We start from the raw sequence: 24,583 nt of genomic DNA on the forward strand, positions 1-24,583 counted from the left end.
GTGTTGCACCGGGAGGCGGGCGGCGGGAGTAACAAATGTGGCGATATTTCAGTGACTTAGCGGGCAGCCGGGGCTGGGTCGAGCGCGGATCTAGCGACCCTTTTGCCAAACGAACGATACTTGCGTCGTTCGCTGCAACGGCAAACCAATACTGGCAAAGCGCGCCTCGATACGCTCGCACTCCCGCGCATCAATGCGTTCTCCGAGGACCAATGGAAGCCGCCCGCACCGATTAAGGGCGTCCGCTACGCCGATCTGGAGCAGATCAGCCGTCGCGCGTGCCGCCGCAAGCACGTTGTCCATTGGGCACGACACCAGTTCAAGATCGAATTCAGCGACTAGGTCACGGGATATTCCCGGTGATGGCTGCGGCTCGCTGCCACCGCCATAAAATTCCCCGCGATCAAGAAACGCGTCCTGCTCAGCATAGTGTTCGAGCGCAGCCGCATAGTCTTCAAGCCGCGAAAGCGGTTGTTGGCGCTTCTGGACACTCAGCACGTCGGCGAAGGTGGCGGCCTCTAGGTAAGCCACCAGCCCGTGCGCGACTGCGAAGGCGGGCGGTTGCGCGCCATCTCCGTCAAGCTCGAGTTCCGTTTCGTCGTCCCTGGAAGACAAATAGATCTGGGCTTCGACCAGCGGAACCCCATCTGTCGCGTAGACCCAGCAATAGCGGTCCCACACATCCCTATCGTCGTGACACGCTGCAATGGCTTCGATGCTGTCGAGAAGGCTTAAACACTCACGCATGAAAATGATCTGTCCAAAGTAATGATGATGCCACCCTGTGGTTACGCCATGCCGAAACAATGTGGCCGAGCCAGGGTTCCGCTGACCTGCAGCCCTAGTCTGACACCATTTTTTACCGACTTACCCAGCCGTCATGATGATCGCGACCCGTACACTATCCGATCATCAAGGAGCGATATGTCGATGCAAACGTTGGGCCGTTACGGAGTGGTGCTGTTTCTTGCTGCCCTGAGTTCAGGGTGTTCTTCAGTCATTGGCGAGTGCGGACTTGTTCGCAGCAGCTGCATGTATGAGGGCCAGTACGAGCAGGGCGAGGAAGACTATGCCGAAGCGGAAGCGAAGCGCTTGAACAAGCAGTCCACGGATCAACTGCGTCGAAGCAATTGATACCCAGGCCGCGCCTGTCCCGCTTGTGAGGTCTTACTCTGACGCTTGCCAATTTCGGAAGTGTTCGAACAAACGAAACCCGACATAGGTTTCGCGGTCGGGTTGGCGACGCCCATAATAGCAATCCCAATAGCTGGTCATGCGTTGCTGCGCCAACGCCAGAAAGGCAGGATTGTCTCTAAGCACCGCGCCGTAGATCTGCTTGTCCAGCAAGGGCAAGCAGGTCTCGATTTCCTGCAGAATTTCAACGACGTACTCGCTGCAAAGCTGCAGCAGGAAAGGCGCAACCCAAGGCTTCGAACCCCCAGCCAGACGCCCAATTTGGCGTTGGCGCACGTGGCCATCGTGATGACGCGCCTGTATGCACGCGTAGAGCAGCGCCTGGGGTTCGTTCAACTGTGAAAACAGGGAATCGTCACCTCGATGTTGAACGCGATACGGCAGCGTCAATGGCGCTTGCTGCACAACAACGGACAATCCGCGGCCGCTCATGACGCTGGGGCAGATGTATTCGGCGATCAGCGCGACATCGGATCGCTGGTTCGGGGGGAATGCCGCTGCTAAAAGCGTCGTTTGCTCTGGGAAGGCCTTGTGTTGGCGAGAGGGCATGGTGGGAAATAAAGTGTCAGGCTGCAGTTTGGCATGGGACGCCTAGGAAAAATTGCAGTCTGGTGCCTATGTTCTGTGAAGTGCCGCTCGCACCCGGTAGCCGGCTGTCGCAGGTTATCTATCGTCGAGACCTTAAAGATCTGCCTCACTCAGACGTGGCTTCAGGGCTGCGGCGCGCGCGATGTCGGCGTCTGCTCCAGATGCGTCTCCCAGTTGCCGTCTGACCAACCCGCGACCCAGAAATGCTCTTGCGTCTTGGTCTTGGGCTAATACATGGTCGAAGTCGGCCAACGCGCTTTTGAGCTGCCCGAGCTTTCTAAGTACGTTGCCCCGGTTCGTATAGTTGGTGATGTTGTTGGGCTTAAGGCGAATGGCCTCATTGATATCCGCCACTGCTAAATCCAGTTCCCCCAATTTCTCATAGCTCGCCCCACGCATGGCATATAGCGAAGCGCCGTGATACACGGGGCCGCCCTTTTTTTCGTCGATCAGTGCGGTATAGATGCTGGCGGCGTTCCGATAGTCTTTCTCTCGATCGTAGAGCCACGCGACCTGGAGGTTATCCATGCCAAGGTCATCCTCTTGCGTCAGGGTGGCAGCAAGTTGATAGTTGGATATCGCTTGTTTGGCATCTGTATCGTAGAAGTGGTCGCCCAGATAGCGGTACGCCGTGGGCTCTTTCGGGTCGGTTCTTATAGCTTCCCGATAACGTTCTACCGAGCGAGATGCCAAGACCGCTTGCTCGTCAGCGCTACCCCCGGTTGCCATGCGGTCATAGGCAAGGCCTTCGTGCGCAATTGCCCAGGCGCGAAGCACCGTGTTATTCCCGGCAGCCTCTCCTAACTTGATGCAGGCGGCAACAACGGCATCCAACGGGGTGCGCAAGGAAAAGCCGCAGTTGGCGCGCAGGTCAGCCAGGTTCAGCGGCGCGGCCGCGACGGTGTCTGCGGCCGGTTGCGCGGGTTCCAGTGGGAGCGAGATGCCGGCAAGCGCGGTGGCTGCGATCAGAAGGGACGACGCACTGCTGGCGAAAGCTAAGGACAAGGTGCGTGCGCATTGCGTGGTAGACAAAAGAACTCCTGGTCCTCGGGCTATAGAGTGAAACCACATAGTGATTCTGGTTGGCGATATCGTGCTATGCGTGAGATTGCTCGGGTGGGGCGCTATGTTTGACGCGCCAGTCCAATAGCGTTTGTACGCCGGCGGCGGTATTCGGCATCGAACGGGCGCTGGGCGCCGAATTAGGCCACCATCTGGGGTATCCCCCGGCCGTAGATCGCGCCGAGCAAGCCACCAACCAGCGCAACGGCAAGAGCGGCAAGACCGTGCTCACCGACGACGGACCGCTGCGGGTACACATCCCGCGCGACTGCGACCGCGGCTTCTCTCCGATCCTGATCCGCAAGCACGACCGCCGCTTTACCGGGTTCGATAACAAGTTCATCGCGAGGCAGCGATGGCTTCGATGCTGTCGAGAGGGCTGAAAAGCTTGGCCATGGAAACACTGTCAGTCAAAAGGAACGATGATGCCAGATCATGCCTCCGCTAGCCCGGCACGCAGCCTGACACCATTTTTTTGAGATGGCACGGAGAGAGAGGGGATTGCGCATGCGGCGATGGGGTTAATGCCGGGGACTAGTGCGGTGACGGTGCCGGTTTTGATGGACGGAGGGGTGGCTCTGGGGGCGATCACGGTTACGGCGATGGCAGAGAGGTTGGGGATGGAGAGATTTGGGATGGTGGTGGAGAGGATGAAGGCGGTGGCGGGAGGGATTGCGGGGAGGTGGGGGCGGGTGGAGGGGAAATGAAAGGAAAGCTCGGCGGGTACAGAGGGTCTTGCACATAAGCATTCAGCTTAACGAACGACCGAGTGCAGAAAACAGATCGGTATCTGCTTATGTATGGCCTCTTGTATGGCGATTTAGATCTGCCGTAGATCAAAGTTAGTAACTAAGGTAACATTTAGAATCTTTGGCCGACCTTGGCCCCTGAAGTCTTGCTTTAGGGCAACGCGATCAGCAACGATTCGTTAAGCCAAGTTGTCACTGCGGTTTGCTTGTGCATCAGCTTTGGCAAGGTCGGCGGACACCACCGCAAACGCAGCCCAAGCACGGGGCAGCACAATCCGCATCATCGGTCAGGGCTCTGAGTAAGGCGCGCATACGCGCTTTCCGAGATAGAGCGTTTCTATCCTGCAACCTTAGAACGAGATGTTGATGTTCCGTATCGCTATCGCGGCACCAGTTGCTCTCACCTTTGGCGCTTTCACGACCGCCAATCACGCATTGATCTCCCAAGATTCCCGGAGCAAGCTGGAAGGAACATGCATCGTTTCCTCCCGCTATGGCCAATCCGATTTCACAGCCTTTACCGCCGGCAAGGCGGCATTCGCGATGCTTGGCGCTGCTGCTATGGTGTCGGAAGGTAATGCCATCGTGAAAGAACACGGCATCGAAGATCCCGCGACTGCGATCTCAGCCGGACTGCAATGCAAGCTAAACGAGCTTGAACAATTTGGTGTCCTTAAATTCAGTTGAATTATAAAGTAAGTGCGTTGGGTTGTTGGTCACATGCGTTTTATTGATAAATAGATTATATGAATAGAATATATCTAACTACTTCAGATTATGGGTATGTCGAGCTAGCCATCAAGGGTGATGTGCCGACCTATAAGAATATTTTTACCGTTTTGGTCGGAAAAAATGGTGTCGGGAAAAGCCGATTATTGTCTAATATTGCCAAAAGCTGCATACAAAAATATGAGACTGTTCTTGATGGGTTTTATCATGCTGATCGCTACATTAATCCAAAATTAATCGCAGTTTCGACTAGCCCGTTTGATAAGTTTCCGTCAAATCGCAGGTATGGTAATTCGGCCGATACGGAAACGAACTATAGGTATGTTGGTATGCGCGGGGAGGGGCCATTTGGGGCTTCAAGCGCGGTGTCACTGCTCGCTTCCGCCGCCAAGGGGTGGTTGGAAAAACTTGCGAAAGAAGATAATACGGCGAATCTTTTGGATGTATTCCATTCTTTAGATTTCGAGCCGAATGCAGAGTTTATTTTCAAGCCTGGTTATATTGGAAAAATTGAATCAATTTTTCACGTGAATCATCGCTATGGTGATAGGGTTTTGCAAGAGATCAATAACCTGAACTTACGGCATGAAATTAGCTTGGATGAGCGTTATATCAGTCACCTGAAAGGCTATAGTGAAGATAAACGCCGCGATATATATGCGGCCATGGTTGAAGTAAACCAATTTGAAACCACGCGTAAAGCAGTCACGCTCGCCGTAAATTTCGTTACAGGTGAGTTTCACGCGGGGTCTCATTTTGCCAACAAAAGCCTCGCGAAATCTATTTTGACACTTCTAAGTGCGGGTCTGATGCGTCTTATGGACATCCGGCTCATGAAAAAAAGTTTTGGCCCCATGTCGCTAAAACTAGCTAGTTCGGGGGAGCAATGTCTCTTGGTGATGATGCTCGGCATAGCAGGGCACATAACAGACGGTTCAATAATTCTTATAGATGAGCCAGAGATTAGCTTGCATCCGCGCTGGCAGGAGGAGTTCATCATAATGCTAACTCGAACTTTTTCCTCATATGCTGGATGCCAATTTATTATTGCAACGCACTCGCCTCAAATAATATCTAGGCTTCCCGGTGAAGGGTGTTACGTCACATCATTATCAGATAGAACAGTTCGAAGGGCGGAAGATTTTCGAAAGCGCTCAGCTGATTACCAACTCGCAGAACTTTTCGATGCTCCGGGGATAATGAACGAATACATCGCCAGACTTGCCTTCAGCTTATTGTCGAGAGTGAAAGCGGCAAAGAGGGTTACCAGTGAAAATTTGGTTGAACTCGATCGGTTGAAAGGCTTGGCTAGAAATTTGGATCCACTAGATCCTACTGGAGACTTAGTGGAATCGGTGATGCAGTTGTGTGAAATATATGCCAATAATTAATCACCCAATTAAATTTAGTGCTGAGTGTGCGACCATCATCCAGCAAAAGCAGTCAGACCCCAATTTTGGTCATACGAACTGGGGGGACGAGGATCTCACATTTCTCCGTGGGGAAGTGAGGAATCATTACCGAAATGTGCAAAAGCTGCAATGTGTTTACTGTAGAGGTGCTGTAGGCGTGCGAGCTGCTCATGCTTCTCCTATCGAACATATAGTTCCGAAATATCAATATCTAGAATTTATTTTTGAGCCCAGAAACCTATGTGTGGTTTGTGCGGACTGCAACGAGTATAAGGGAAAAAATGAGGTTTTCCACGAGCCTGTTATTGCTGGTGTGCGCCGAAAACGCTATCCAACGGCATCGTCGGCGTTTCGTATCATTCATCCTCATATTGATGAATATGAGGAGCATATATTGAAAGCGAACCGAATTTATGTGGATTTGACCCCTAAGGGCCACTACACCATTGGTATTTGCAAATTAAATAGATTTTTTCATCATTTTGGGGCGTGTGATGAATTCGTTGATGATACTAATTTGATAGCTGCGACCGAATCTTTTTTCAATGACGGGACGGTCGATATGGCAGCGCTGGCAGCTTAAATGATGTGGCTCACTGACTGCGTCGCATAGGGTGCGGGCGAACACCAGTGCTTGGTGGATGCTGAAAGAGTGGAAGAAGGGATCGAAGTTAATGCATTGGATGTAACGTCACCCCAGAAAAAGGTGTCAGACTACGATTTCACCACTTAAATACTGTGAAATTGTAGTCTGACCCGTTTTCTTGGGGATTACCTTCCGATGCGTGAAGGGTTAGACATTGCAATGCATGCAGTACCAAGTCGTTAAAGTTGGTGTGACGTGCAGGCGAGAACATTTTGAGACGGCCCTCGAAAACTGGGCTAAATTCGAAGATAATGTTCAAATCGATAATCAAAGAAATATATCAATAGACATAAACGTATGAATCAGAATCCTGGACTCCGCCCTGCTGTGCGCTTAAACGACTTTGGGCCTAAAGAAATTGAAATTGTTCATAATCTGGCGACGATTTTTTTTGTCTCTAACGCAAAGATTGGAAAGGCGGGAAAGGATCGGTATCCAGTAATTTATCTGAAACCTACTGATGATCTGCAACAGAGATTCTGCTTCTTCTCTGAAATATTATGCGTTATTCATCCATATCCCGTATTGGACTCACGGGTCATTGATTTCATCGACAAGACATTAGCAGCAAGCCAAAGTCGACTGGACCGCCTATGTGTCTTTATTGTATCTAACGCATCTGACGTGGAAGCTAACGTGCCCAAGGTGAGTATCACTAGCGAAGCTCGGGTTTTTGTGCCTTTCAGGTATAACGAGTTAGCCGGCAGTGTCGCCGGAAAAGCGGACATTGTGAGGCGACGCCTAGAGGAGAATCTCTATACCAAGGATCTATTTGCGATCTCGTCTGCGTTGAAGACCGACAGATATTTTTTTGGGCGGCGAACAGATGTGCAGAGAATCATCGGAAAATATAACGAGGGAGAAAATAGTTCGATATTTGGCCTAAGACGTATCGGAAAAACATCCGTACTTTGGGCCGTCGTCAGAGAACTGCGCGATATCGGTGCTCCTGTGGCATTCATCGACTGCACGGATACGCGCTACCACAAAGCTCGCTGGAACCATACGCTTTTCCGAGTTAAACAGGCCTTATTTCAAGCGAACTCCATGTCAGAGTCAGGGCGCAGCGAGTACGAATATTCTGAAGCCGGTGCGTCTGCTGCATTCTCCGACGATCTTCTTCTGATCAGAAAAATCTTCGGAAAACCCATACTACTAATTTTCGACGAAGTCGAAAACCTATCCTTTGATCTTTCACCGACCAACCATTGGACTAGCGGCTCAGATTACCTAGCATTCTGGCAAACAATGCGGTCCATTTTTCAACAAAATCCAAACTTATTTTCATTTCTGATCTGTGGTGTCAACCCCCGCTGTGTTGAAACACCTCTTATCGGACCAAGTTTAGACAATCCTCTTTATAGATATGTGGAGCCGACATATCTCGGCTTTTTTGATGTGGATGATGTCGCGGCGATGCTCAAATACATCGGCGGATACATGGGAATGTCCTTTGATACCGAGGTGTACACATACTTAACTGATGAATACGGGGGGCATCCGTTCCTAATTCGGCAAGTGTGCAGCAAATTACATCAATTACATCTAAAGAAACATCTTCCGCGGAAAGTCCATATCAAGAAGGAGGCATATAGGGAAAAGCGAGACGAACTAAGACTTGGCACGCGAGATTATATTGATCTAATTCTCCGAATCTTAAGAGAACGGTATGTCGATGAGTACCAACTTTTGCAGCATCTTTCCGCCGATGATCACCAAACATTCTCGTCATATGCTTTAGATGAGCCCGCCTTGATAAATCACCTATTGGGATACGGGCTCGTGACGAAAGCAGGCGATAGGTACCACTTTCGCATAATCGCAGTGCAAGATGCAATAGCAGATACAGCGAAGCATCTTCGCTCTCCTGAAACGTTGGAAGAACGTTGGGAACTACTCAATGCGGAGCGAAACTCCTTCGAGCAAGAACTGAGAAATATAGTAAAGAGAACCTTGAAAATTGCGTTTGGTTCGGCATGTGCCAAGAACATTTTCATAGATGCAATGGCGAAAAAATCCCAAAAAAGCAAGGCAAAATCTTATTCATATGACGACATATTTCGTGGCGAAATTTATTTCTCCGACTTGAAACGCGCAGTTCTTTCAGAATGGGAGTCATTTAAGAATATATTCAGGAATGACAGGTTTCGTTTTGAGGAGGCAATGAATACCGTTAACAAATTGAGGGCCGACGCACACGCTAACGAAATAAGCGGAGAGGATTTTTCGTCGGCGATGGAGGCTATCCGGTGGTTAAAAAGCTCGATCGAGGAAAATGCATAATTAATATTTTTGAAGCGCCCTGCATAATTAATATTTTTGAAGCGCCCAACAACAACGCGGTTGTCATATTCGCTTTGAAAATAAAGGTCTTAGACTACAATTTTGGAAAGAACTTGTAGTCTGAGACCTTTTGGGTAACCGGCTGGAAACTGTCGGTCAACATTTCTTCTTGATTGACCGCTTCAGGCTGGGAGCAGACAATCCAAATTCGACATTTAGAGCGCAGGTAAGCGACGGACCGGTTATTCGTCGAGCGCGGCCGTGAACTACAACAGCTCGGCCTCTCAGCCCGTTTGCGTTCGAACACCGTCGGTGAAAGTTCGTTCACCCCGGAAGTTCCTCCAGTATCAGATCGCATTCGCCCAATCCTCTAAGATGTGGCGCTACGCTGCGAATTGGACGGGTCCGGCATAAAAGGCAAGAACATCTGGGTCTCGACTATGTGAATTATTGCGACAATGCGTTACATTCAAACCCTACAACCGGGGGGAGAAGGATATGAAGATATCTGATGCACAGGGAGCAGGGTTTGATGCCTGGGTGATTCAACGGTTGCAGCGCTGGGGCATCGAATCTCTTACCGACGTTCAGCAACGGGCACTTGCGGCGGGCGCAGCCGATGGCCGAAGTCTCGTCGTCAGTGCGCCAACTTCGTCCGGCAAGACCCTAGTGGGGGAGATTGCGGTCCTTTGCGCTCTTCGAGCCGGGGTCCGAGCGATCTATCTCGTTTCCCACAAGGCGCTTGCTGACCAGAAGTACCTCGATTTCGTCGCTCGCTTCGGCGAAGGCGCTGCTGAGCCAATCGGTTCAGTTGGGCTAAATACGGGAGACCGCATTGAAGGAGATGTCGACGCGCAGTTGGTAGTCGCAACTTATGAGAAGGCCCTCGGCCTCTTTCTAAGTGGTCGCCTCAGGCCGAATAATGCACTGGTTGTTGCGGACGAGCTGCAAATTCTTGGCGAGCCTGGTCGCGGGCCAGACATCGAAGCGCTCTGCTCAGCGCTGCGCCAGCGCGGTGCCAAGCAATTCGTGGCGTTATCCGCGACCGTCGAGAATCCAGAGGACATAGCGGGATGGATGATGTGCGATTTAGTTCGCAGCTCGTACCGCGACGTGCCTCTGCACCAAGATATCTGGTTCCACGGCCAGGTTCATCGCACGAAGTTCGGTGACGAAAGTGGGCAGGACGTGAGTGGTGGTGCTCCCGTGACGAACGAAATCGGAGGCGTTGTGAATCATCTTCTCCAGCTAGGTCGAGGCCCTGTCCTGGTGTTCACTGAAAGCCGGCGCGAAGCGCAGAGCTTCGCAACGACGTTCGGGCAAAGCCGACCCCGCGTCGCCATGGGTGTTGATTTGGCTCAGCAGCTTGACCTTTTCTCAGAGCCAACAGATTCGTCAGATCAACTGCGCGAGAACGCAGAGCGCCGCGTTGCTTTTCATACTGCCGACTTGTCACCGCAGGAGCGCCAAGTCATTGAGGCTGGCTTCGTTGACGGAAGGTTCGAGGTTTGTTTTGCCACTTCAACTCTCGCGGCAGGGGTCAATTTTCCGTTCCGGACCATAGTCTTTTCCAAGCTCACTTATCGCTACGGCAACCGGGCGGGAAGCCACTTAGTCAGATCCGACTATCGCAACATGTCAGGCCGGGCTGGTAGGCTTGGTATGCATCCCGACGGGTTCGCTGTTCTGCTGCCGCAGAATAGTGTAGAGCTTGCCCACGCCAATATGCTGGTGCTACCCGACAATGATCGGCTCAACTCGCAACTGGTGAACCTAAGCATCCGCAAGACAATTTTGACGCTTGTGGCCTCGGGTCTTGCGAGCAGTTTTTCTGAAGTGATGGTCTTCTTTGAGAACACTCTGTACTGGTATCAGACTCTTAACCGGAATCCGCAGAAGCTGGCGACTCTTACTATAGAAAGCCGTGCCGCCGTCGAATGGCTCAATGCCAATAGATTGATCCGCGAGCAATCTGGCTCCCTGGTTATTACCCCGTTAGGCAATGTCGCGGCGGTGTCCGGCCTGCTTCCTGCCACTGTAGTGCAGCTCGCCGAAATGCTGCGTGTCATCGGACCGAACCTCGTCGCGAATTTCGATGATTGGATTCTTGGCTTGATCTACGCAGCTTGTGCCAGCGACGAATTCCGGGCTGAACGTCCATCACGGTTTTTCCCTTTTCCTTCACGCACGACATACGAGTCGATGACGTACTGGGGAACGAAGTTGTTGCCTGTAGAGATCGACCGCAACGACATGAAGTTAGCCCAGTGCGCCCACGCGGTTGCACTCTATGCCGAAGGATTGGCGGATCGGAAGATCTCACACATCGCTCATGTCCCAAGCGGCTCAATCCATCGCCTCGCGCTGGACGTGGCTTGGGTGCTTGATGGTTTGCATAAGCTCACGACCACGCCAGAGCTCAGTTGCCCGCAAACGGTGAGCAACCAGATTGCGATGCTGGCTCGCCGGGTCCGTTGGGGAGTGCCAGCCGAGGCGCTGGATGTACTGCGAGTTGCCGAACGGCACGGCGTGCCGGGCTTTGGTCGGCAACGAGCGATGACCCTCGTCGCCCAGGGTATCGCGACCTTGCACGACGTATTGGCAACGCCTAAGGAGAAGCTGGTGCAATTGCTCCGAAGTGAACCACGCGCCCAGGCCCTGCTAGACGCCGTTTCGAATACTGTCGGATTTGGACCGAGCAGACTTGCTTCGGCTCATCGCAAGGCCGGACAGGAGCTGGGTGTCGAGCGTCAGGTCAAGGCTTGTGACGAAGCATTGGGAACGGAGTACGAAGAGGCGATTGCAACACTCCTGCGGGTCGAAGTCTCCTGGAGCGTCACCGTGCTTGACGACGGTACGCGCCCTAACGTGCCGGATCTGCTCATTGTATTAGGCGTGCAGCAAATCTTGCTGGAATGCAAGACCTGCACTAAGGCGCCGCCTCTAATCAAGAAGGAGGAAGCCTGGGCGGTTGCTCAGAAGGCGGCAGACTTCGATCCTGCGATGCGACGCGTGACATTGGGCAAGCCGGCGTTCGACGAAACTTCGAAGAAGAAGGCTGCGGCGTCGAAAGACATCACACTTGTCGAACACAGTATATTTATGGAAGCTCTGTTACGCGTCCATGCAGGTACGCTCCCCGCAGCCGACTTCATGACTTGGCTTAGTAGCCCGGGCGTTGCCGAGCTCGAACGCCTTGGCGGTAATCCGACCTATATCGGGAAATAGAGTCTTCGCGCTTGCGCGACCACGGTACAGATCCGGGAATCGGCAATCTCTTCAATGCGAAAAGGGTCTCCTCACCGCTGATGTGCGTGGAAGGTCCGACATCCTCATCGCCGAAGGCATCGACTGTGTCACGCCTCAAATAATCCTATGGTTTAGGCCATCGTGATCGACTGGATGACTCAAATGGAGACACTGTCGTGTAATGCGTACACGCCCGCCAACGACCGCTCTCGCTGCGGAACTGTCGGTCACGCCGGCGGGCTGAAGGACTGCAACGGGTCGTAAGCCGACTCACGGACAGTGCTTTCGGCGCTTGCTGACATGACTGCGCTACTGCCTCGGCGTTCCAGCCTTGGACAATAAGGGTTCTAACGGCGGCTCATCCATTGAGCTTTCTGCTAGATCAGCGATCTGATCGCACAGGCTCTCTACTCCACCCATCAAATTCGATACGACCCAACCATGGAGTGGCCTAATTTCCGTCGCCCCCGGCTCATTCGCGCTATTCCCCACAATCCTCGCAATAGCCCAAATTCCCAAGCAAGCCCGCTCGATCTTCCGCAAATCATCAACGCGAACAACACCGAACTCCGGATCATCCGGCGTGGCCCAACGGTCATAGGTAAAATGGTGGTCGCTCATTTCGGCGCTCCGGTGTAATTGACGCGATGAAAGAAAGGAGGCCGCCATTGCAGCGGCCACTTGTTCTGTCTTTCCGGCTGTCAACCCGGGCGATCCTTTGGACCACGGGGCGAGTATGCCCCGCTAAGCACGGACGCAATGCGGTTCTGTGCCAAATTGATCACGCTTTTTTTAAGGCAAGCGCAATTGCGGAGGACTACTGATCAGGCAAGGATCAGCAGTCCATCACCAGTAAAAGCTATCTGTGGTTCATGCCAATCAGCCAAGCAAATACCTACTCAGCGACGGCCGCCCCAGCCACCGGTACAAAAAACCGATCCTTCAACTCCTGCAACCCAATCCTCTCCAACATCTCCGTCAACCTCTCCGCAGGCTTCCGAGTCGGCAGATTTTTGTGCTGCGCGATGATGAGTTCATTTTTCATCGAATGCTCCCACCCCACCAGCTCCGTCACACTAACCTGATACCCATGCGCCTCAAGCTGCAAGCACCGCAGCACATTCGTAATCTGGCTTCCAAACTCCCGCGTATGCAGCGGATGCCGCCAAATCTCCGCCAACGGATCAGCCAGCGCCTTCCCCTTATTCTTCCTTAGCACCGACGCCACCTCCGCCTGGCAGCAAGGCACGACCACGATGTACTTCGCCTTCTTCTCCAGCGCAAAGTGAATCGCGTCATCGGTCGCCGTATTACAAGCGTGCAACGCAGTCACCACATCAATCGTCCCCGGCAACCGACTCGAAGTAATCGATTCCGCCACAGACAGATTCAAGAACGACATCCCGCCAAACCCCAGCCGCTTCGCCAGTTCCTCTGACGACTTCACCAGTTCTTCGCGAGTTTCGATCCCATAAATATGGGAGCCATTCCCCACGGCATCCTTCTGTTCCTTGAAGAACAAGTCATACAGAATGAAGCCCAGGTACGACTTACCAGCCCCATGATCCGCGAGCGTGACGGCGCCGCGTTCTTGTTGCACGTCTTTCAGCAACGGCTCGATGAACTGAAACAGGTGATAGACCTGCTTCAGTTTGCGGCGGCTGTCCTGGTTCATCTTGCCGTCGCGGGTCAGGATGTGCAGGGCTTTGAGGAGTTCGATCGACTGGCCGGGGCGGATGTCGTGGGTTTTTTCTGACATGGGGAAAGGCAAAGCGCCCCGCTAGGGGCGGGGCGCGTAGAGGCGCGGAAAGCGTCAGTTTAACGAAAACGCTGACGCGGCCGTGGGGCAGTCGAAAAGCCGACCGTCAGGCGGCGGAGGGGAACACCGGCTCCCCCAAGTTCAACATCAAGCGATTCGCCCAGGCAAAGATCGCATCCGAGTGCAGCAGATCCAGGATCTCGCCTTCGCTCAGGCCCACGTCCTTCAGTTCCTGGACGCTGTTCGCATTGACGTTCGCCTGCGCTTCGGTGATCTGGATCGAGAACTTGCCAATCGCTTGTTCACGCGCATTCGTCCCAGCGGAGGCGGGATCTTCAAACACCTGCGCGATCACGTCATTGCGCTTGGCCAGTTGCTCAAAGCGCTGCGCATGGACCGATGCGCAGTACACGCATCCATTGACGCGCGACACGACGGTCGAGCCCAATTCCCGTTCCGCACGCGACAGACCCCCCGGCGCGTACATGATGGCGTTGAACGCTGCCGAGCGCTGGCGCAGGATTTCCGGTTGGTGGACCAGGAACAGGTAGTAGTCCGAGACCTTGGCCTTGGGGTGGCTTTCTTCCAGGACGGCGATTTGTTCCGGGCTGGCGGTGTCGACGTTGACGACGTCCAGCCAGGCTTTCCACTCCAGCACTTCGTTGGTGAAGCCGTGGGCCTTGAGGACGGCGCCGGGTGCGGTGGTACCGGGTTTGGCGGCGACCGCGCCAGCTTCAGCCGCATTGGCGGGTACCGTCTGGCCTTCGGCCGCTTGCAACGCCATCAAGCCCGCGACGAGGCGGGTCTGGTATGACAGGAAGGCGATCAGTTGCGACAGGGTGACGACCGCGGGGGTAGAGACGCCTGCGGCCGGCAGGGTCTTGAGCGCAGCTTCGTCGCCTTCGACGGGGTTCTCAATCAGCTTGCGCGTGAATTCCAACACCGCAGCCAGGCGCGGGTTTGCGGCGTCTGCCGGCTTGCCGGATTCAGCAACGGCGATGTCGGCGGGGGCAGCGTCCGTTTCGGCCAAGCGGGCGCGGTAGTGCGAGGCCAAGAGCGGCGACGGGCTGATTCGGGTGGCGTACAGCGCGACCAGCAGGCGTTCGGTCAGCGACAGGCCGGGCAGGGCGGGGTCGAACAGGGCGTCGTAGCTGCCTTGCGTGGCGGCGGCGACTTTTTCGCGTTGGTGGCGAACCTCAAAAGTTTTGCTGCCGGGGGTCAGGCCGACGAGCTTGTCGACCAGATCATTGACGGCGTCATAGACGATGGGTTGTTGTGCCATGGGGATGTTCTCCTTGGTGTCTGTTCAGCCGGCGTTGCCGGGGTTGCTTGCGGACGTGCTTGCCGAATCCGCGCCAGCCGAAGCCGAAGCCGCCCGCGCCTTCACCGCCGCGTCCAAAAAATTCTTCACGCCTTCCCACGATTCCTGGTCGGCGCGAGCGTTGTCCTTGGGGTTGCCGCCGCTGGTGCTGATCTTGCCCGACACGGGGTGGGCGTAGACGAGCTGGGTAGTGGGCACGTACGGGAACAGGATCGAGTGGCCGCCGTTTTCGTAGTCCAGCCATTCGACGGGGTAGGGGTGTTTCACTTCAAGCAACTTGTCCTGCACCATCTTCGAGTACAGGCTCGACGGCCAGGAACCATCGTCGGTAGCCGACAGCAGGATGACCGGGCCCTCAATGTCTTCCACGCGAATGCGGGCGCGGGCGACGGCGTCGGGGTCTTGCAGCGCGGTCAGGATGGCTTTTTCGTGACGATGCGGCGAGGGGCCTTCGTCAAACGGCGCCCACGTCGCGGTGCGGTTGTTTTCCCAGACGTGGGGGATGGGCTTGCCGCCCAGCAACCACGTGGGGCCTTCTCGGCCGATCTTGGGGTCGCAGGCGTTCTGGCCGCTGTGGACGACGGCGCCGGGTACGTAGGCGACGACGGCGGACACTTCCTTGGGGAAGGTGGCGCCTAGCAACAGCACGAGTTCACCTCCGCGCGACTGGCCGCTGATGGCGACGAAGTCGTGCTTGGGCTGGACCTTCTTGCGCAGCCAGCGCAGGCCGGTCTGGAAGTATTCCAGCGGGGTGTTCGAGATGTAGTCGGATAGGCCCGGCGCCTTAAAGTAGGCCAGTGCAAAGGCGGCGTAGCCGCGCGACGCATACAGCGCCGCGCGCGGTTCGTTGATGCCGCCGCCGGACCCGTTCAGGATCATGACGGCGGGATGCGAACCCGGCTTGCTGCCTGCCGGCAGGTACAGCGTGCCGACCAGGCCTTCTTCGCGGACCTCGTGGCGGGTGACGCCGTCCAGCGCCAGCCGTTGCGTGAAGCTGGCTTGCGCCTGCGCGCCGGCCACGCGGGCGACCACGTCGGTGACGAGCGCGTCGGTCACCGGGTGGTTGAAATGTTCGCGGCTGGGCGAGTCCACGGGCGACTGCGACCAGATCAGGCCCATGGGGGCCAGACCCTTGTAGTCACCCGACACGGGCGCGTCGCGGGTAAGGTCGACGGCGCCGTCGTCGCCCGCCGTGTAGGCGGCCTGGGCTTGCCAGAGCACGCCGTTGCGGCGGGTCAGGGTGGTGATCTCCACCGTCTGGCCGGGTTCGACGTGTTCAACCCGGATCTGGCGCGGCACGTCGATCAGGGCGTCCGCGGGGGTGATGGTTAAGGTCGGCACCATGGCTTTACTTGCCCGTGTCCTTGGTGACCATCATGGCGGCCGTGCGGTCGCTGGTCATCGGGGTGACCTTCAGGCCCTTCTTGGTGGCCCAGATGTTCTTGTAGTGGTACAGCGGGATGATGCCGACGTCGTCCGCCACGATCTTGACGGAGTCGCGCAGGATGGCTTCACGCTTGGCCACGTCGAATTCCGAGGTGGATTGTTCCAGCGCGGCGTCTACCTTGGGGTTGGTGTAGTGGCCCCAGTTGGAAGCGCCCAGGCCCTTCTTGGCGTCGACGGTGGCCAGGATGTTGACCAGCGCGTAGCTGGCTTCACCCGTGCCGTTGCCCCATGCCAGCATGCTGACGGCGAATTCGTTCTTGTTGGCGCGGCCCGAATACACGGCCCACGGCACGACTTCCACTTGGGTCTTCACGCCGATGCGGGTCCAGAATTGCGCAACGGCTTGGGCCGTCTCCGGGCCTTGCGGGTAGCGGTCGTTCGGCACGTGCATGGTCAGCTTGAAGCCGTCGGGGAAGCCCGCTTCGGCCAGCAGCTTCTTGGCTTGTTCGACGTCGTTGGGGATGTCCTTGACGTCGGGGTTGTAGCCGAAGGTGCCCTTGGGCATCCACTGGTTGGCTTCGGTAGCGGCGCCTTGCAGGATGCGGTCGGAAATGGCCTTGCGGTTGATCGCCAGGTTCAGCGCCTTGCGCACGCGCAGGTCCAGCAGCGGGTTCTTGTCGAGCGGCTTGCCGTTGTTGTCGGTGATGTACTGGTTGGGCGCGGGGTTGAAACTGGGTTGCAGGATCATGACGCGCAGGCCGTCGTACGGGTACACCGAGATGTTCGAGGCCTTTTGCAGCTTGGCCAGGTCCGACACCGAGACCTTGTCGATCACGTCCACGTCGCCCGCCAAGAGGGCGGCGGTGCGGGAGGCGGCGTTGTTGATGTAGCGGTAGTTGACCTTGTCCCAGGTGGCTTTGTCGCCCCAGTAGCCGTCGTTGCGTTCCATGATGACGCGGTCGCCCGGCGTGTAGGACACGAACTTGTACGGGCCAGTGCCGATGACGGCCTTGCCCGAGTTGTAGTCTTCGGTGGTCGACTTTTCCCCGACGTGCTTGCTGACGACGTGCACCGACGCCAGGTTCAGCGGCAGGTCGGGGTTGGGGGCCTTGGTCTTGACGATCAGCGTCAGCGGGTCCTTGGCGGTCATCGTGTCGATGGTGCGCAGGTAGCCGGCGTAGGTTGCCACGCTGCCCGGCACGGCGCGCGCGCGGGTGTAGGAATAGATCAGGTCGTCGGCGGTGAACGGCGTGCCGTCTTGCCACTTGACGCCTTCACGCAGCTTGAATTCCCAGGTGGTGTCGTCCAGCGGCTTCCAGCTGACGGCCAGGCCCGGCTGCAGCTTGTTCCACTTGTTCTCGATCAGCAGGTCCCAGAAGTGCAGGGCCACCGAGCGGTCGCCGGCGTGGTTGTTCAGTTGCGGGTCCAGCGACGACAGCGGGTCGGCAAAGCCGATCGTCAGGTTGTCGGCGGAAGCCGCGGCGGACGCGCCCAGGATGGCGGCGGTAAGCGTGGAGAGAATCAAGCGTTTCATGTTCGGGGTCCTTGGTAGGGGGGGAACGAAGTGCAGTGTTCCGAAGGCTGCGCTGTGTTTGCGTACAACGCAGCCGATTAGGTTCAGGCCATGTCGTTCAAATGACAGGCGCTTAAATGGTTGATGGCGATTCCCTTCAACGTGGGAACCTCGGTCTTGCAGCGCGGCATCGCATGCGGACATCGCGGATGGAAATGGCAGCCGCCGGGCGGGTTCAGCGGGCTGGGGATCTCGCCCTTGATCGCGGTAAAGATCTTGTGGCGCGATTTCAGGCTGGGAATTTCCGCCAGCAGGGCTTGCGTGTACGGGTGGTTGGGGCGCTGGAAGACTTCTTCCACCGTTGCCGTTTCCACGACGCGGCCCAGGTACATGATGACGACGCGGTCGGACAGGTGCTCCACCACGCCCAGGTCATGGCTGATGAACAGGTACGTCAGGTTCAGTTCTTCGCGCAGGTCCATGAAAAGATTCAGGATCTGCGCCTGGATCGACACGTCCAGCGCGGCCACGGCTTCGTCGCAGACCAGCATGGACGGCTGCACGGCCAGCGCGCGGGCGATGCCGATGCGCTGGCGTTGGCCGCCGCTGAATTGATGCGGATAGCGTTGGCGAAGCGCAGGGTCCAGGCCGGCGCGTTCCAGCTGGGCGCTGACGTAGTCGTCAAAGCCGGCGTTGTCCACCAGGCCGTGGATGCGGGCCGCTTCGCCGACGATCTCGTCCACGCGCAGGCGCGGGTTGAGACTCGCGTACGGGTCCTGGAAAATCATCTGCACGGTCAGGCGCGCGGCGTGGGCGGCGGCCGAGTTCATGTCCGACGGGCGCACGCCGTTGATGCGGACTTCGCCGCCCGACGGCGTCAACAGGCCCGCTGCGATGCGGCCCAGCGTGGACTTGCCGCAGCCGGATTCTCCGACCAGGCCAACCACTTCGCCAGGGTTCACGATCAGGTCGACGTTGTCCACGGCGCGCGTGATGGCGGGCGGCTTGGATAAGCCCAGCTTTTGCATGGCGCGGCCGGCGGCGCCGATCTTGCGTTCGCCAAAGCGCTTGCTGACTTGCGCAAGGTCAATCAGCGGGGTGGGGGCGGCTGATAGAGTCATGCCGTTACCTCGCTGGTTTGGATCGTGGGATGGAAGCAGCGCACTTTATGTTCGGGCAAGGCTTGGGTAATGCCGGGTTGCTGGCCACAGGCGGCGGTGGCGCGCGAGCAGCGCGCGGAAAACGCACAGCCGGCGGGCAGGTGCAGCAGGTTGGGCGTCATGCCGGGAATCTGGCGCAGGCGCTGCCCGCGCTGGTTGTTGCTGGGCAAGCTGTCGATCAGGCCCACCGTGTACGGATGCTGCGGACGGTCCAGCACGTCGTCCACCTTACCGTGTTCGACGATGCGGCCGGCGTACGTCACGGCCACGTCGTCGGCCAAGCCGGCCACGACGGACAGATCATGCGTGATCCAGATCAGGCTGGTGCCGTGTTGCTGCGCCAGCTTTTGCACTTCGGACAGGATCTGCGCCTGGATGGTGACGTCCAGCGCGGTCGTCGGCTCATCCGCGATGATCAGGTCGGGGCGGTGCAGCATGGCAATGGCAATGGCCACGCGCTGGCGCATGCCGCCCGACAACTGATGCGGGTAAGCCAACAGGCGCTCTTCCGGGCTGGGAATGCCCATCATGCCCAGCGTGTCACGGGCCAGCGTGCGGGCTTGAGCCTTGCTCATCCTGTTGTGGGCGCGCACCGTTTCGATCATCTGCACGTCCACCCGCAAGACGGGGTTCAGCGTCATCATCGGATCCTGGAAGATCATGGCGATGCGGTTGCCCTGCAACTTGCGCAGCTCGCGGGGCGACAACTTGGTCAGGTCGCGGCCCTGGAACAGGACTTCGCCGCCGACGATGCGGCCCGGCGCGTCCACCAGGCCCATGATGGAAAAGCCGGTGACGGATTTGCCCGAGCCAGATTCGCCGACCAGGCCCAGGATCTTGCCGCGCTCCAGCGTGAACGACACGTCGTCCACGGCGGGCAGCACGCCCGCGCGGGTATGGAAGTGGGTGCGCAGGTTGCGCACCTCAAGCGTGGCCGGCGCGCCGGTGGCGGTGCGGTCGGTCATTTGTGGGTCCTCGGGTTCAGCACGTCGCGCAGGCGGTCGCCCACCAGGTTGATGGCGACGATGGTGATCAACAGCGCGATGCCGGGGTAGAAACTGATCCAGTATTCGCCGGACAGCATGTATTGGAAGCCGTTGGAAATCAGCAGGCCCAGCGATGGTTCCGTCACGGGCACGCCCAGGCCCAGGAAGCTCAGGGTGGCTTCCAAGGTGATGGCGCGCGCAATCTGCAGGGTGCCGATCACGATCAGCGGCGGCAGGCAGTTGGGCAGGATGTGCTTCAACATGATCCGCCAGTTGGGGATGTCCAGGCAGCGGGCGGCTTCCACGTATTCGCGGCGGCGTTCCACCAGGGCCTGGCCGCGCGCGGTGCGGGCGTAGTAGGCCCATTCCAGAATCACCAGCGTCAACACCACGTTGCCCACGCCTTTGCCCAGGTAGGCCAGGATCATCATGGCCACCAGGATCGACGGGAACGACAAGATCAGGTCGACCAGGCGCATGATGATGGCATCGACTTTGCCGCCCGCGTAGGCGGCCAGCAGGCCCAGCAGCGTGCCGACGATGCCGGCAATCACGGCCGAGCCCACGCCCACCATCAGGCTGATGCGCAGGCCATACAGAATGCCGGACAAGAGGTCGCGGCCCTGGCCGTCAGTGCCCAGCCAGTAGTGGAACGTGCCCAGGCCGTTCATGGAACCCGGCGTCATGCGGGAATCCAGCACGTCGATCTGCAGCAGGTCGTACGGGTTCTGCGGCGAAATCCACGGCGCGAAGATCGCGGCCAGGATCAGCAGCGTGGCGATGACCAGACCAAATACCGCCGTCTTGGACGACAGGAATTCGGTCAGGTTACGTCGCCAGGGCGATTCGCGGCGCAGGGCGGGCGCGGGCGTCGGAGTAGAAGTGGCGCTCATGCCGAGCCCTCCAGCCGTACCCGGGGGTCCAGCACTTTATAAAGAATGTCCACGATCAGGTTCAGCGTCACGAACAGGCACACGACCACGATCAGGTAGGCGACGATCACGGGGCGGTCCAGCGCGTTCAGGCTGTCCAGGATCAGCTTGCCGGCGCCGGGCCAGGAAAAGATGCTTTCCGTGATGACGGCAAACGCAATGGTCGAACCCAGTTCCAGGCCCAGCACGGTGACCAGCGGGATCATCGTGTTGCGCAACACGTGCACACAGACCACGCGGAACGGCGACAGGCCCTTGGCTCGGGCGAACTTCACGAAGTCCAGCGGGATCACGTCGCGCACGCCGGCGCGCGTCAGGCGGATGACCAAAGAAATCTTGAACAGCGACAGGTTCAGCGCGGGCAGGATCAGGTGGCGCCAGCCATCGGCCGTCAGCCATGACCACTGGAAACCCAGGAACTCCACCGTCTGTCCGCGGCCGCTGGCGGGCAGCCAGCCCAGCGACACGCTGAACGTCATGATCAGCATCAGCGCCACCCAGAAGGTGGGCAGCGAGAAGCCGACGATGCTGCCGGCCATGATCATCTTGGAAAAGCGGCTGTCGGGGTACAGGCCTGCCACCAGGCCCAGCGGCAGGCCGATGCTGACGGCCAGCAGCAGGGCGCTGATCGCCAGTTCCAGGGTGGCCGGCAGGCGCTGGATCACCAGTTCGATGGCGGGGATGTTGTAGACGAAGCTGTTGCCCAGATTGCCGTGCAGCGCCCCGTTCAAAAAGCCCAGGTACTGCTGCCACAAGGGCTTGTCCAGACCCAGTTCCGCGATGATGCGGGCGCGGTCCACCTGGTCGACGTCCTGGCCGATCAGGATGTCCACGGGGTTGCCGATGGCGTGCAGGCCCACGAAGACGATCAGCGTCATCAAGAAAACAACCACGACGGCTTGCGCCACGCGGCGTAGCAACCAGCCGGTCATTGCGCGGTCTCCGCCTGCGGTGCCGAGGCCGGGGGTTGGGCGGCAACCCACTCGTCGCCGAACACCTCGGGTTCAGAGAACGCTTCCATATTGGCGTAGTACGTCTCGACGTCCTCGCGGTAGAACAGCCCCGCGATGCCTTGCGCCAGGCGCTTGGCACCGTCGCTGATGGCGGGGATGTCCCCCGAGATCGTGCCTTGCGTCAACGCGGCCGGGTACGAGAAGCAGTGCACGCGGTCCAGGCCCGGGCAGGCGCCAGGGACCTTTTCCTGCAGTTCGAAGACGGCGCCCAGGTCGGGCGAATCGTGCAGTTCCTGGTCTTCTTCGCCTGCGGGCGGAGTGAAGCGGTCGCCCCAGTTGCGCACGTGGGGCGCCAGCGGCGCGAATTCCGGACGCACGGTCCAGTCGATGCGGAAGCCCGTCGAGAAGATCAGGAAGTCCAGCACGAATACGCCCTTGGGCGTGGTGACGTGGATCTCGTCGCCGACCATTGCCAGGTCTTGCACGCCACACCCCAGGTTGAAGCGGGCGTTGGGGAAGCGAGACACGCGCAAGGTGCTGCCGCGCGGGGGCGGCACTTGCGCGGCGTTGATGTAGTGGCGGATCTTCCACTTCCATTCGTCGGGCAGCGTCAGGTGGCCGTGGGTCAGGCCCGGGTTGCCTGCGCCTTTGCCCTTGTTCACGCGCGGAATGTCGTTGCGGCGGATCAGCAGGTCGACGCTGGCGGCGCCGGCTTCCAAGGCGGTCGCGGCGCTGTCCATGGCGGACGCGCCTGCGCCCACGACGCCGACGCGCTTGCCGGCCAACGTGGCGTAGTCCATCACGTCGGACGAATGCGCCCAACGGTCGCGCGGCAACTTCTTTGCAAAATCAGGCACATAGGCGCCGCCCAGGCCGTCGCGGCCGGTAGCCAGCACGACGCGGCGCGCCAGCACCGTGCTGCGGCCGGCGGGGGATTCAATGTCCAGCTGCACCAGGCGGTCGGCGCGCGGCTGCACGGACAACACGCGGTGTTCGTTGCGCACGTCCAGGTTCAGCACGCGGCGATACCAGCGCAGGTAGTCCATCCATTGCAGGCGGGGAATCTTGTCCAGCGCTTCCCAAGCGTCCGAGCCGAACTGCGCTTCGAACCAGGCGCGGAACGTCAGTGCCGGCAAGCCCAGGGCAGGGCCCGTCAATTGCTTGGGGGACCGCAGCGTTTCCATGCGGGCGGTGGTGGCCCAGGGGCCTTCATAGCCTTCGGGGGCCTGATCGAAGATCGGTGCGGCGATGCCCAGATGCGTCAAAGACGCCGCGGCAGCCAAACCGGCCATGCCGCCGCCGATGACGACCACGTCCAGGACTTGCTGGCCGTCCACCAGGCGCGGCGCGACCCAGCTCTTGGCGGGAATTTCCAACCAGGACAGGTCTTGCCGCAGGCGCGCTTCCAGCGCGGCTAAGCCTTGCGGCGGGGTGGCAAGGGGCAGATTCATAGTGCGGGGGTTTCCATAACAGGGGCGTCATCACCGTAAATCGACTGCAACAGTGCCGAGTGCTCACACGCGTCGTGCAGCACAAAGCCGGGCAGCAGGGCAGCGGCGGCATCGGCCAGCGCGTCGGCCATGGCCTGGCAGGCCGGCGTCAGGGGTTGCGACTGCGGGGTGATGACCCCAAAGAAAAAGGGGATGTCCAGGTCGATGGGCCGGATTGCCACGCCCGGCATCGGGACGCCGTAAGCGGTAATCGGTTCCAGCACCGACACGCCCAGTCCGGCGCGCACGGCGGCCAGGGCGTTGACGGACGAATTGGTTTCGATGGTGCCTGGCGCATTGCCGTCCGGGGCCAGCGCGGCATCCAGCCGGCGGCGCAGGCGATAGGGGTTGGCCATGGTGATCAGGCGGCGTCCGGCAAGCGCCGTGACGGGCACCACATCGTGAGCGGCCAGCGCGTCGTCTTCCGGCAGCGCGACGACACAGGGCGCCTGCCCGATCCAATGCACGTTCAGGCCGCGATGCTCCAGCGGCAAGCTGGTGGCGCCCAACTGCGCGGCGCCGCTCAAGACGGCGTGCACGACGCGTTCGGGTGAAGCGCTGCGCACCTGGATGCGTGTGCCGGTGGTCTGGGATTCAATGCGCTTGAGCGCGTCGGGCAACAGCCCGGCAGCCAGGGCAGAGGTGGCGGCCAGCAGCAGCGGCTTGGCTTGCCCGCGGGCGATCTCTTCGGCGCGGCCGCGGATCTGCTGCAGGCTGGCCAACGCGCGTTCCACGTCGTCATACAGCAGGAAGCCTTGCTCGGTCGGCGTCACGCGGGGGCCGCTGCGGCTGAAGAGCGCGTAGCCGATCTCGGCTTCCAGCTCTTGCAGCAGGCGGCTGATGGCCGGCTGCGAACGCCCAAGCAAACGCCCGGCAGCGGTGACGCTGCCTGTGGACATGACGGCCGCGAAGGCCTCGAGTTGACGTAGTTCCATCTGTCTTGCTTTATGCTCAGAGCGAATTCTTGCCCGGCAAGTATGCGCGCTGCAAATAGTTAAAAGGCATAAGCAAATTCCCTAATAGGGGATTTCCTGATGCCTTTTCATTACTTCCAGTTATTTCAAGGGCTTAGCGGGTTTTCCCTAAACGAGTTTTCTGGGCGCGGGGAAATTTGGCGTGACCTTGGCGTGACTTCAGGCGGCTGCCAGCGGGCCGCCGGCATGCAAAGCGA

20 protein-coding genes and 1 pseudogene are annotated in these 24,583 nt (G+C 58.3%); 7 read left to right on the top strand and 14 right to left on the bottom strand.

Annotated features, from left to right (window positions below; all coding sequences use genetic code 11):
- Window positions 1–90 precede the first annotated feature (90 nt).
- Entirely contained in the window at window positions 91–747 is a 657-nt protein-coding gene (locus tag AC3WMU_RS03405) for a DUF7716 domain-containing protein (protein ID WP_492281815.1), read from the bottom strand.
- A 177-nt stretch (window positions 748–924) separates the two neighbouring features.
- Between AC3WMU_RS03405 and AC3WMU_RS03410 the strand changes: the two genes are divergently transcribed.
- Window positions 925–1,134, top strand: a complete 210-nt coding sequence (locus tag AC3WMU_RS03410; RefSeq protein WP_035213300.1) for a hypothetical protein — start codon at window positions 925–927, stop codon at window positions 1,132–1,134.
- 33 nt (window positions 1,135–1,167) lie between these two features.
- Here AC3WMU_RS03410 and AC3WMU_RS03415 read toward each other — a convergent pair whose 3' ends face one another.
- Together AC3WMU_RS03415 and AC3WMU_RS03420 are read right to left on the bottom strand one after the other, a co-directional pair.
- A complete protein-coding gene (locus tag AC3WMU_RS03415) occupies window positions 1,168–1,743 on the bottom strand; it encodes a hypothetical protein (protein WP_492281816.1) in 576 nt (191 codons plus the stop codon).
- Between the two features lie 132 nt (window positions 1,744–1,875).
- On the bottom strand, window positions 1,876–2,814 hold the full coding sequence (locus AC3WMU_RS03420) for a tetratricopeptide repeat protein (protein WP_492281817.1): 939 nt from the start codon (window positions 2,812–2,814) through the stop codon (window positions 1,876–1,878).
- A gap of 146 nt (window positions 2,815–2,960) precedes the next feature.
- On the opposite strand from AC3WMU_RS03420, the pseudogene AC3WMU_RS03425 reads away from it, so the two are divergent.
- The 6 genes and pseudogenes from AC3WMU_RS03425 to AC3WMU_RS03450 all read left to right on the top strand — a co-directional run.
- Window positions 2,961–3,191 (top strand): annotated as a pseudogene (locus tag AC3WMU_RS03425) (transposase); the annotation flags it as partial.
- Between the two features lie 768 nt (window positions 3,192–3,959).
- Complete coding sequence (locus AC3WMU_RS03430; protein ID WP_492281818.1) at window positions 3,960–4,280, top strand: hypothetical protein; 321 nt, start codon at window positions 3,960–3,962, stop codon at window positions 4,278–4,280.
- Between the two features lie 59 nt (window positions 4,281–4,339).
- Window positions 4,340–5,713, top strand: a complete 1,374-nt coding sequence (locus tag AC3WMU_RS03435) for an AAA family ATPase (RefSeq protein ID WP_492281819.1) — start codon at window positions 4,340–4,342, stop codon at window positions 5,711–5,713.
- A gap of 136 nt (window positions 5,714–5,849) precedes the next feature.
- Window positions 5,850–6,317, top strand: a complete 468-nt coding sequence (locus AC3WMU_RS03440) for a hypothetical protein (protein WP_492281820.1) — start codon at window positions 5,850–5,852, stop codon at window positions 6,315–6,317.
- A 360-nt stretch (window positions 6,318–6,677) separates the two neighbouring features.
- Window positions 6,678–8,663, top strand: coding sequence for an ATP-binding protein (locus AC3WMU_RS03445; RefSeq protein ID WP_492281821.1), 1,986 nt, complete (start codon window positions 6,678–6,680; stop codon window positions 8,661–8,663).
- 498 nt (window positions 8,664–9,161) lie between these two features.
- On the top strand, window positions 9,162–11,891 hold the full coding sequence (locus AC3WMU_RS03450) for a DEAD/DEAH box helicase (protein WP_492281822.1): 2,730 nt from the start codon (window positions 9,162–9,164) through the stop codon (window positions 11,889–11,891).
- A gap of 330 nt (window positions 11,892–12,221) precedes the next feature.
- Here the strand turns inward: AC3WMU_RS03450 and AC3WMU_RS03455 are convergent, their stop codons facing one another.
- From AC3WMU_RS03455 to AC3WMU_RS03505, 11 genes are all read right to left on the bottom strand, one after another.
- Window positions 12,222–12,533 (bottom strand): hypothetical protein, encoded by a 312-nt coding sequence (locus AC3WMU_RS03455; RefSeq protein ID WP_492281823.1) that lies wholly within the window; start codon window positions 12,531–12,533, stop codon window positions 12,222–12,224.
- 274 nt (window positions 12,534–12,807) lie between these two features.
- Complete coding sequence (locus AC3WMU_RS03460) at window positions 12,808–13,671, bottom strand: class I SAM-dependent methyltransferase (protein WP_492281824.1); 864 nt, start codon at window positions 13,669–13,671, stop codon at window positions 12,808–12,810.
- A 106-nt stretch (window positions 13,672–13,777) separates the two neighbouring features.
- The gene (locus tag AC3WMU_RS03465; protein ID WP_492281825.1) at window positions 13,778–14,953 is read right to left on the bottom strand and encodes a CMD domain protein; all 1,176 of its coding nucleotides are present in this window, start codon (window positions 14,951–14,953) and stop codon (window positions 13,778–13,780) included.
- 24 nt (window positions 14,954–14,977) lie between these two features.
- Window positions 14,978–16,336 (bottom strand): acyl-CoA thioester hydrolase/BAAT C-terminal domain-containing protein, encoded by a 1,359-nt coding sequence (locus AC3WMU_RS03470; RefSeq protein ID WP_492281826.1) that lies wholly within the window; start codon window positions 16,334–16,336, stop codon window positions 14,978–14,980.
- 4 nt (window positions 16,337–16,340) lie between these two features.
- Window positions 16,341–17,912 carry an ABC transporter substrate-binding protein gene (locus AC3WMU_RS03475; protein ID WP_280025934.1) on the bottom strand — a complete coding sequence of 524 codons (1,572 nt, stop codon included), beginning with the start codon at window positions 17,910–17,912 and terminating at the stop codon, window positions 16,341–16,343.
- Between the two features lie 83 nt (window positions 17,913–17,995).
- Complete coding sequence (locus AC3WMU_RS03480) at window positions 17,996–19,012, bottom strand: ABC transporter ATP-binding protein (protein ID WP_280025935.1); 1,017 nt, start codon at window positions 19,010–19,012, stop codon at window positions 17,996–17,998.
- On the bottom strand, window positions 19,009–20,016 hold the full coding sequence (locus AC3WMU_RS03485; protein ID WP_492281827.1) for an ABC transporter ATP-binding protein: 1,008 nt from the start codon (window positions 20,014–20,016) through the stop codon (window positions 19,009–19,011). The genes AC3WMU_RS03480 and AC3WMU_RS03485 overlap by 4 nt, the downstream gene beginning before the upstream one ends.
- Window positions 20,013–20,930: an ABC transporter permease gene (locus AC3WMU_RS03490; protein ID WP_280025937.1), complete on the bottom strand. Its 918-nt coding sequence runs from the start codon at window positions 20,928–20,930 to the stop codon at window positions 20,013–20,015. Before AC3WMU_RS03490 ends, AC3WMU_RS03485 begins: the two co-directional genes overlap by 4 nt.
- Window positions 20,927–21,901, bottom strand: coding sequence for an ABC transporter permease (locus AC3WMU_RS03495; protein ID WP_492281828.1), 975 nt, complete (start codon window positions 21,899–21,901; stop codon window positions 20,927–20,929). The genes AC3WMU_RS03490 and AC3WMU_RS03495 overlap by 4 nt, the downstream gene beginning before the upstream one ends.
- Window positions 21,898–23,373 carry a flavin-containing monooxygenase gene (locus tag AC3WMU_RS03500; protein WP_006227054.1) on the bottom strand — a complete coding sequence of 492 codons (1,476 nt, stop codon included), beginning with the start codon at window positions 23,371–23,373 and terminating at the stop codon, window positions 21,898–21,900. The genes AC3WMU_RS03495 and AC3WMU_RS03500 overlap by 4 nt, the downstream gene beginning before the upstream one ends.
- Window positions 23,370–24,347, bottom strand: coding sequence for a LysR family transcriptional regulator (locus AC3WMU_RS03505; protein WP_088587075.1), 978 nt, complete (start codon window positions 24,345–24,347; stop codon window positions 23,370–23,372). Before AC3WMU_RS03505 ends, AC3WMU_RS03500 begins: the two co-directional genes overlap by 4 nt.
- Window positions 24,348–24,583: the final 236 nt, after the last annotated feature.

The sequence above is a fragment of the Achromobacter sp. FW305-C-13 genome (genome assembly GCF_058783475.1).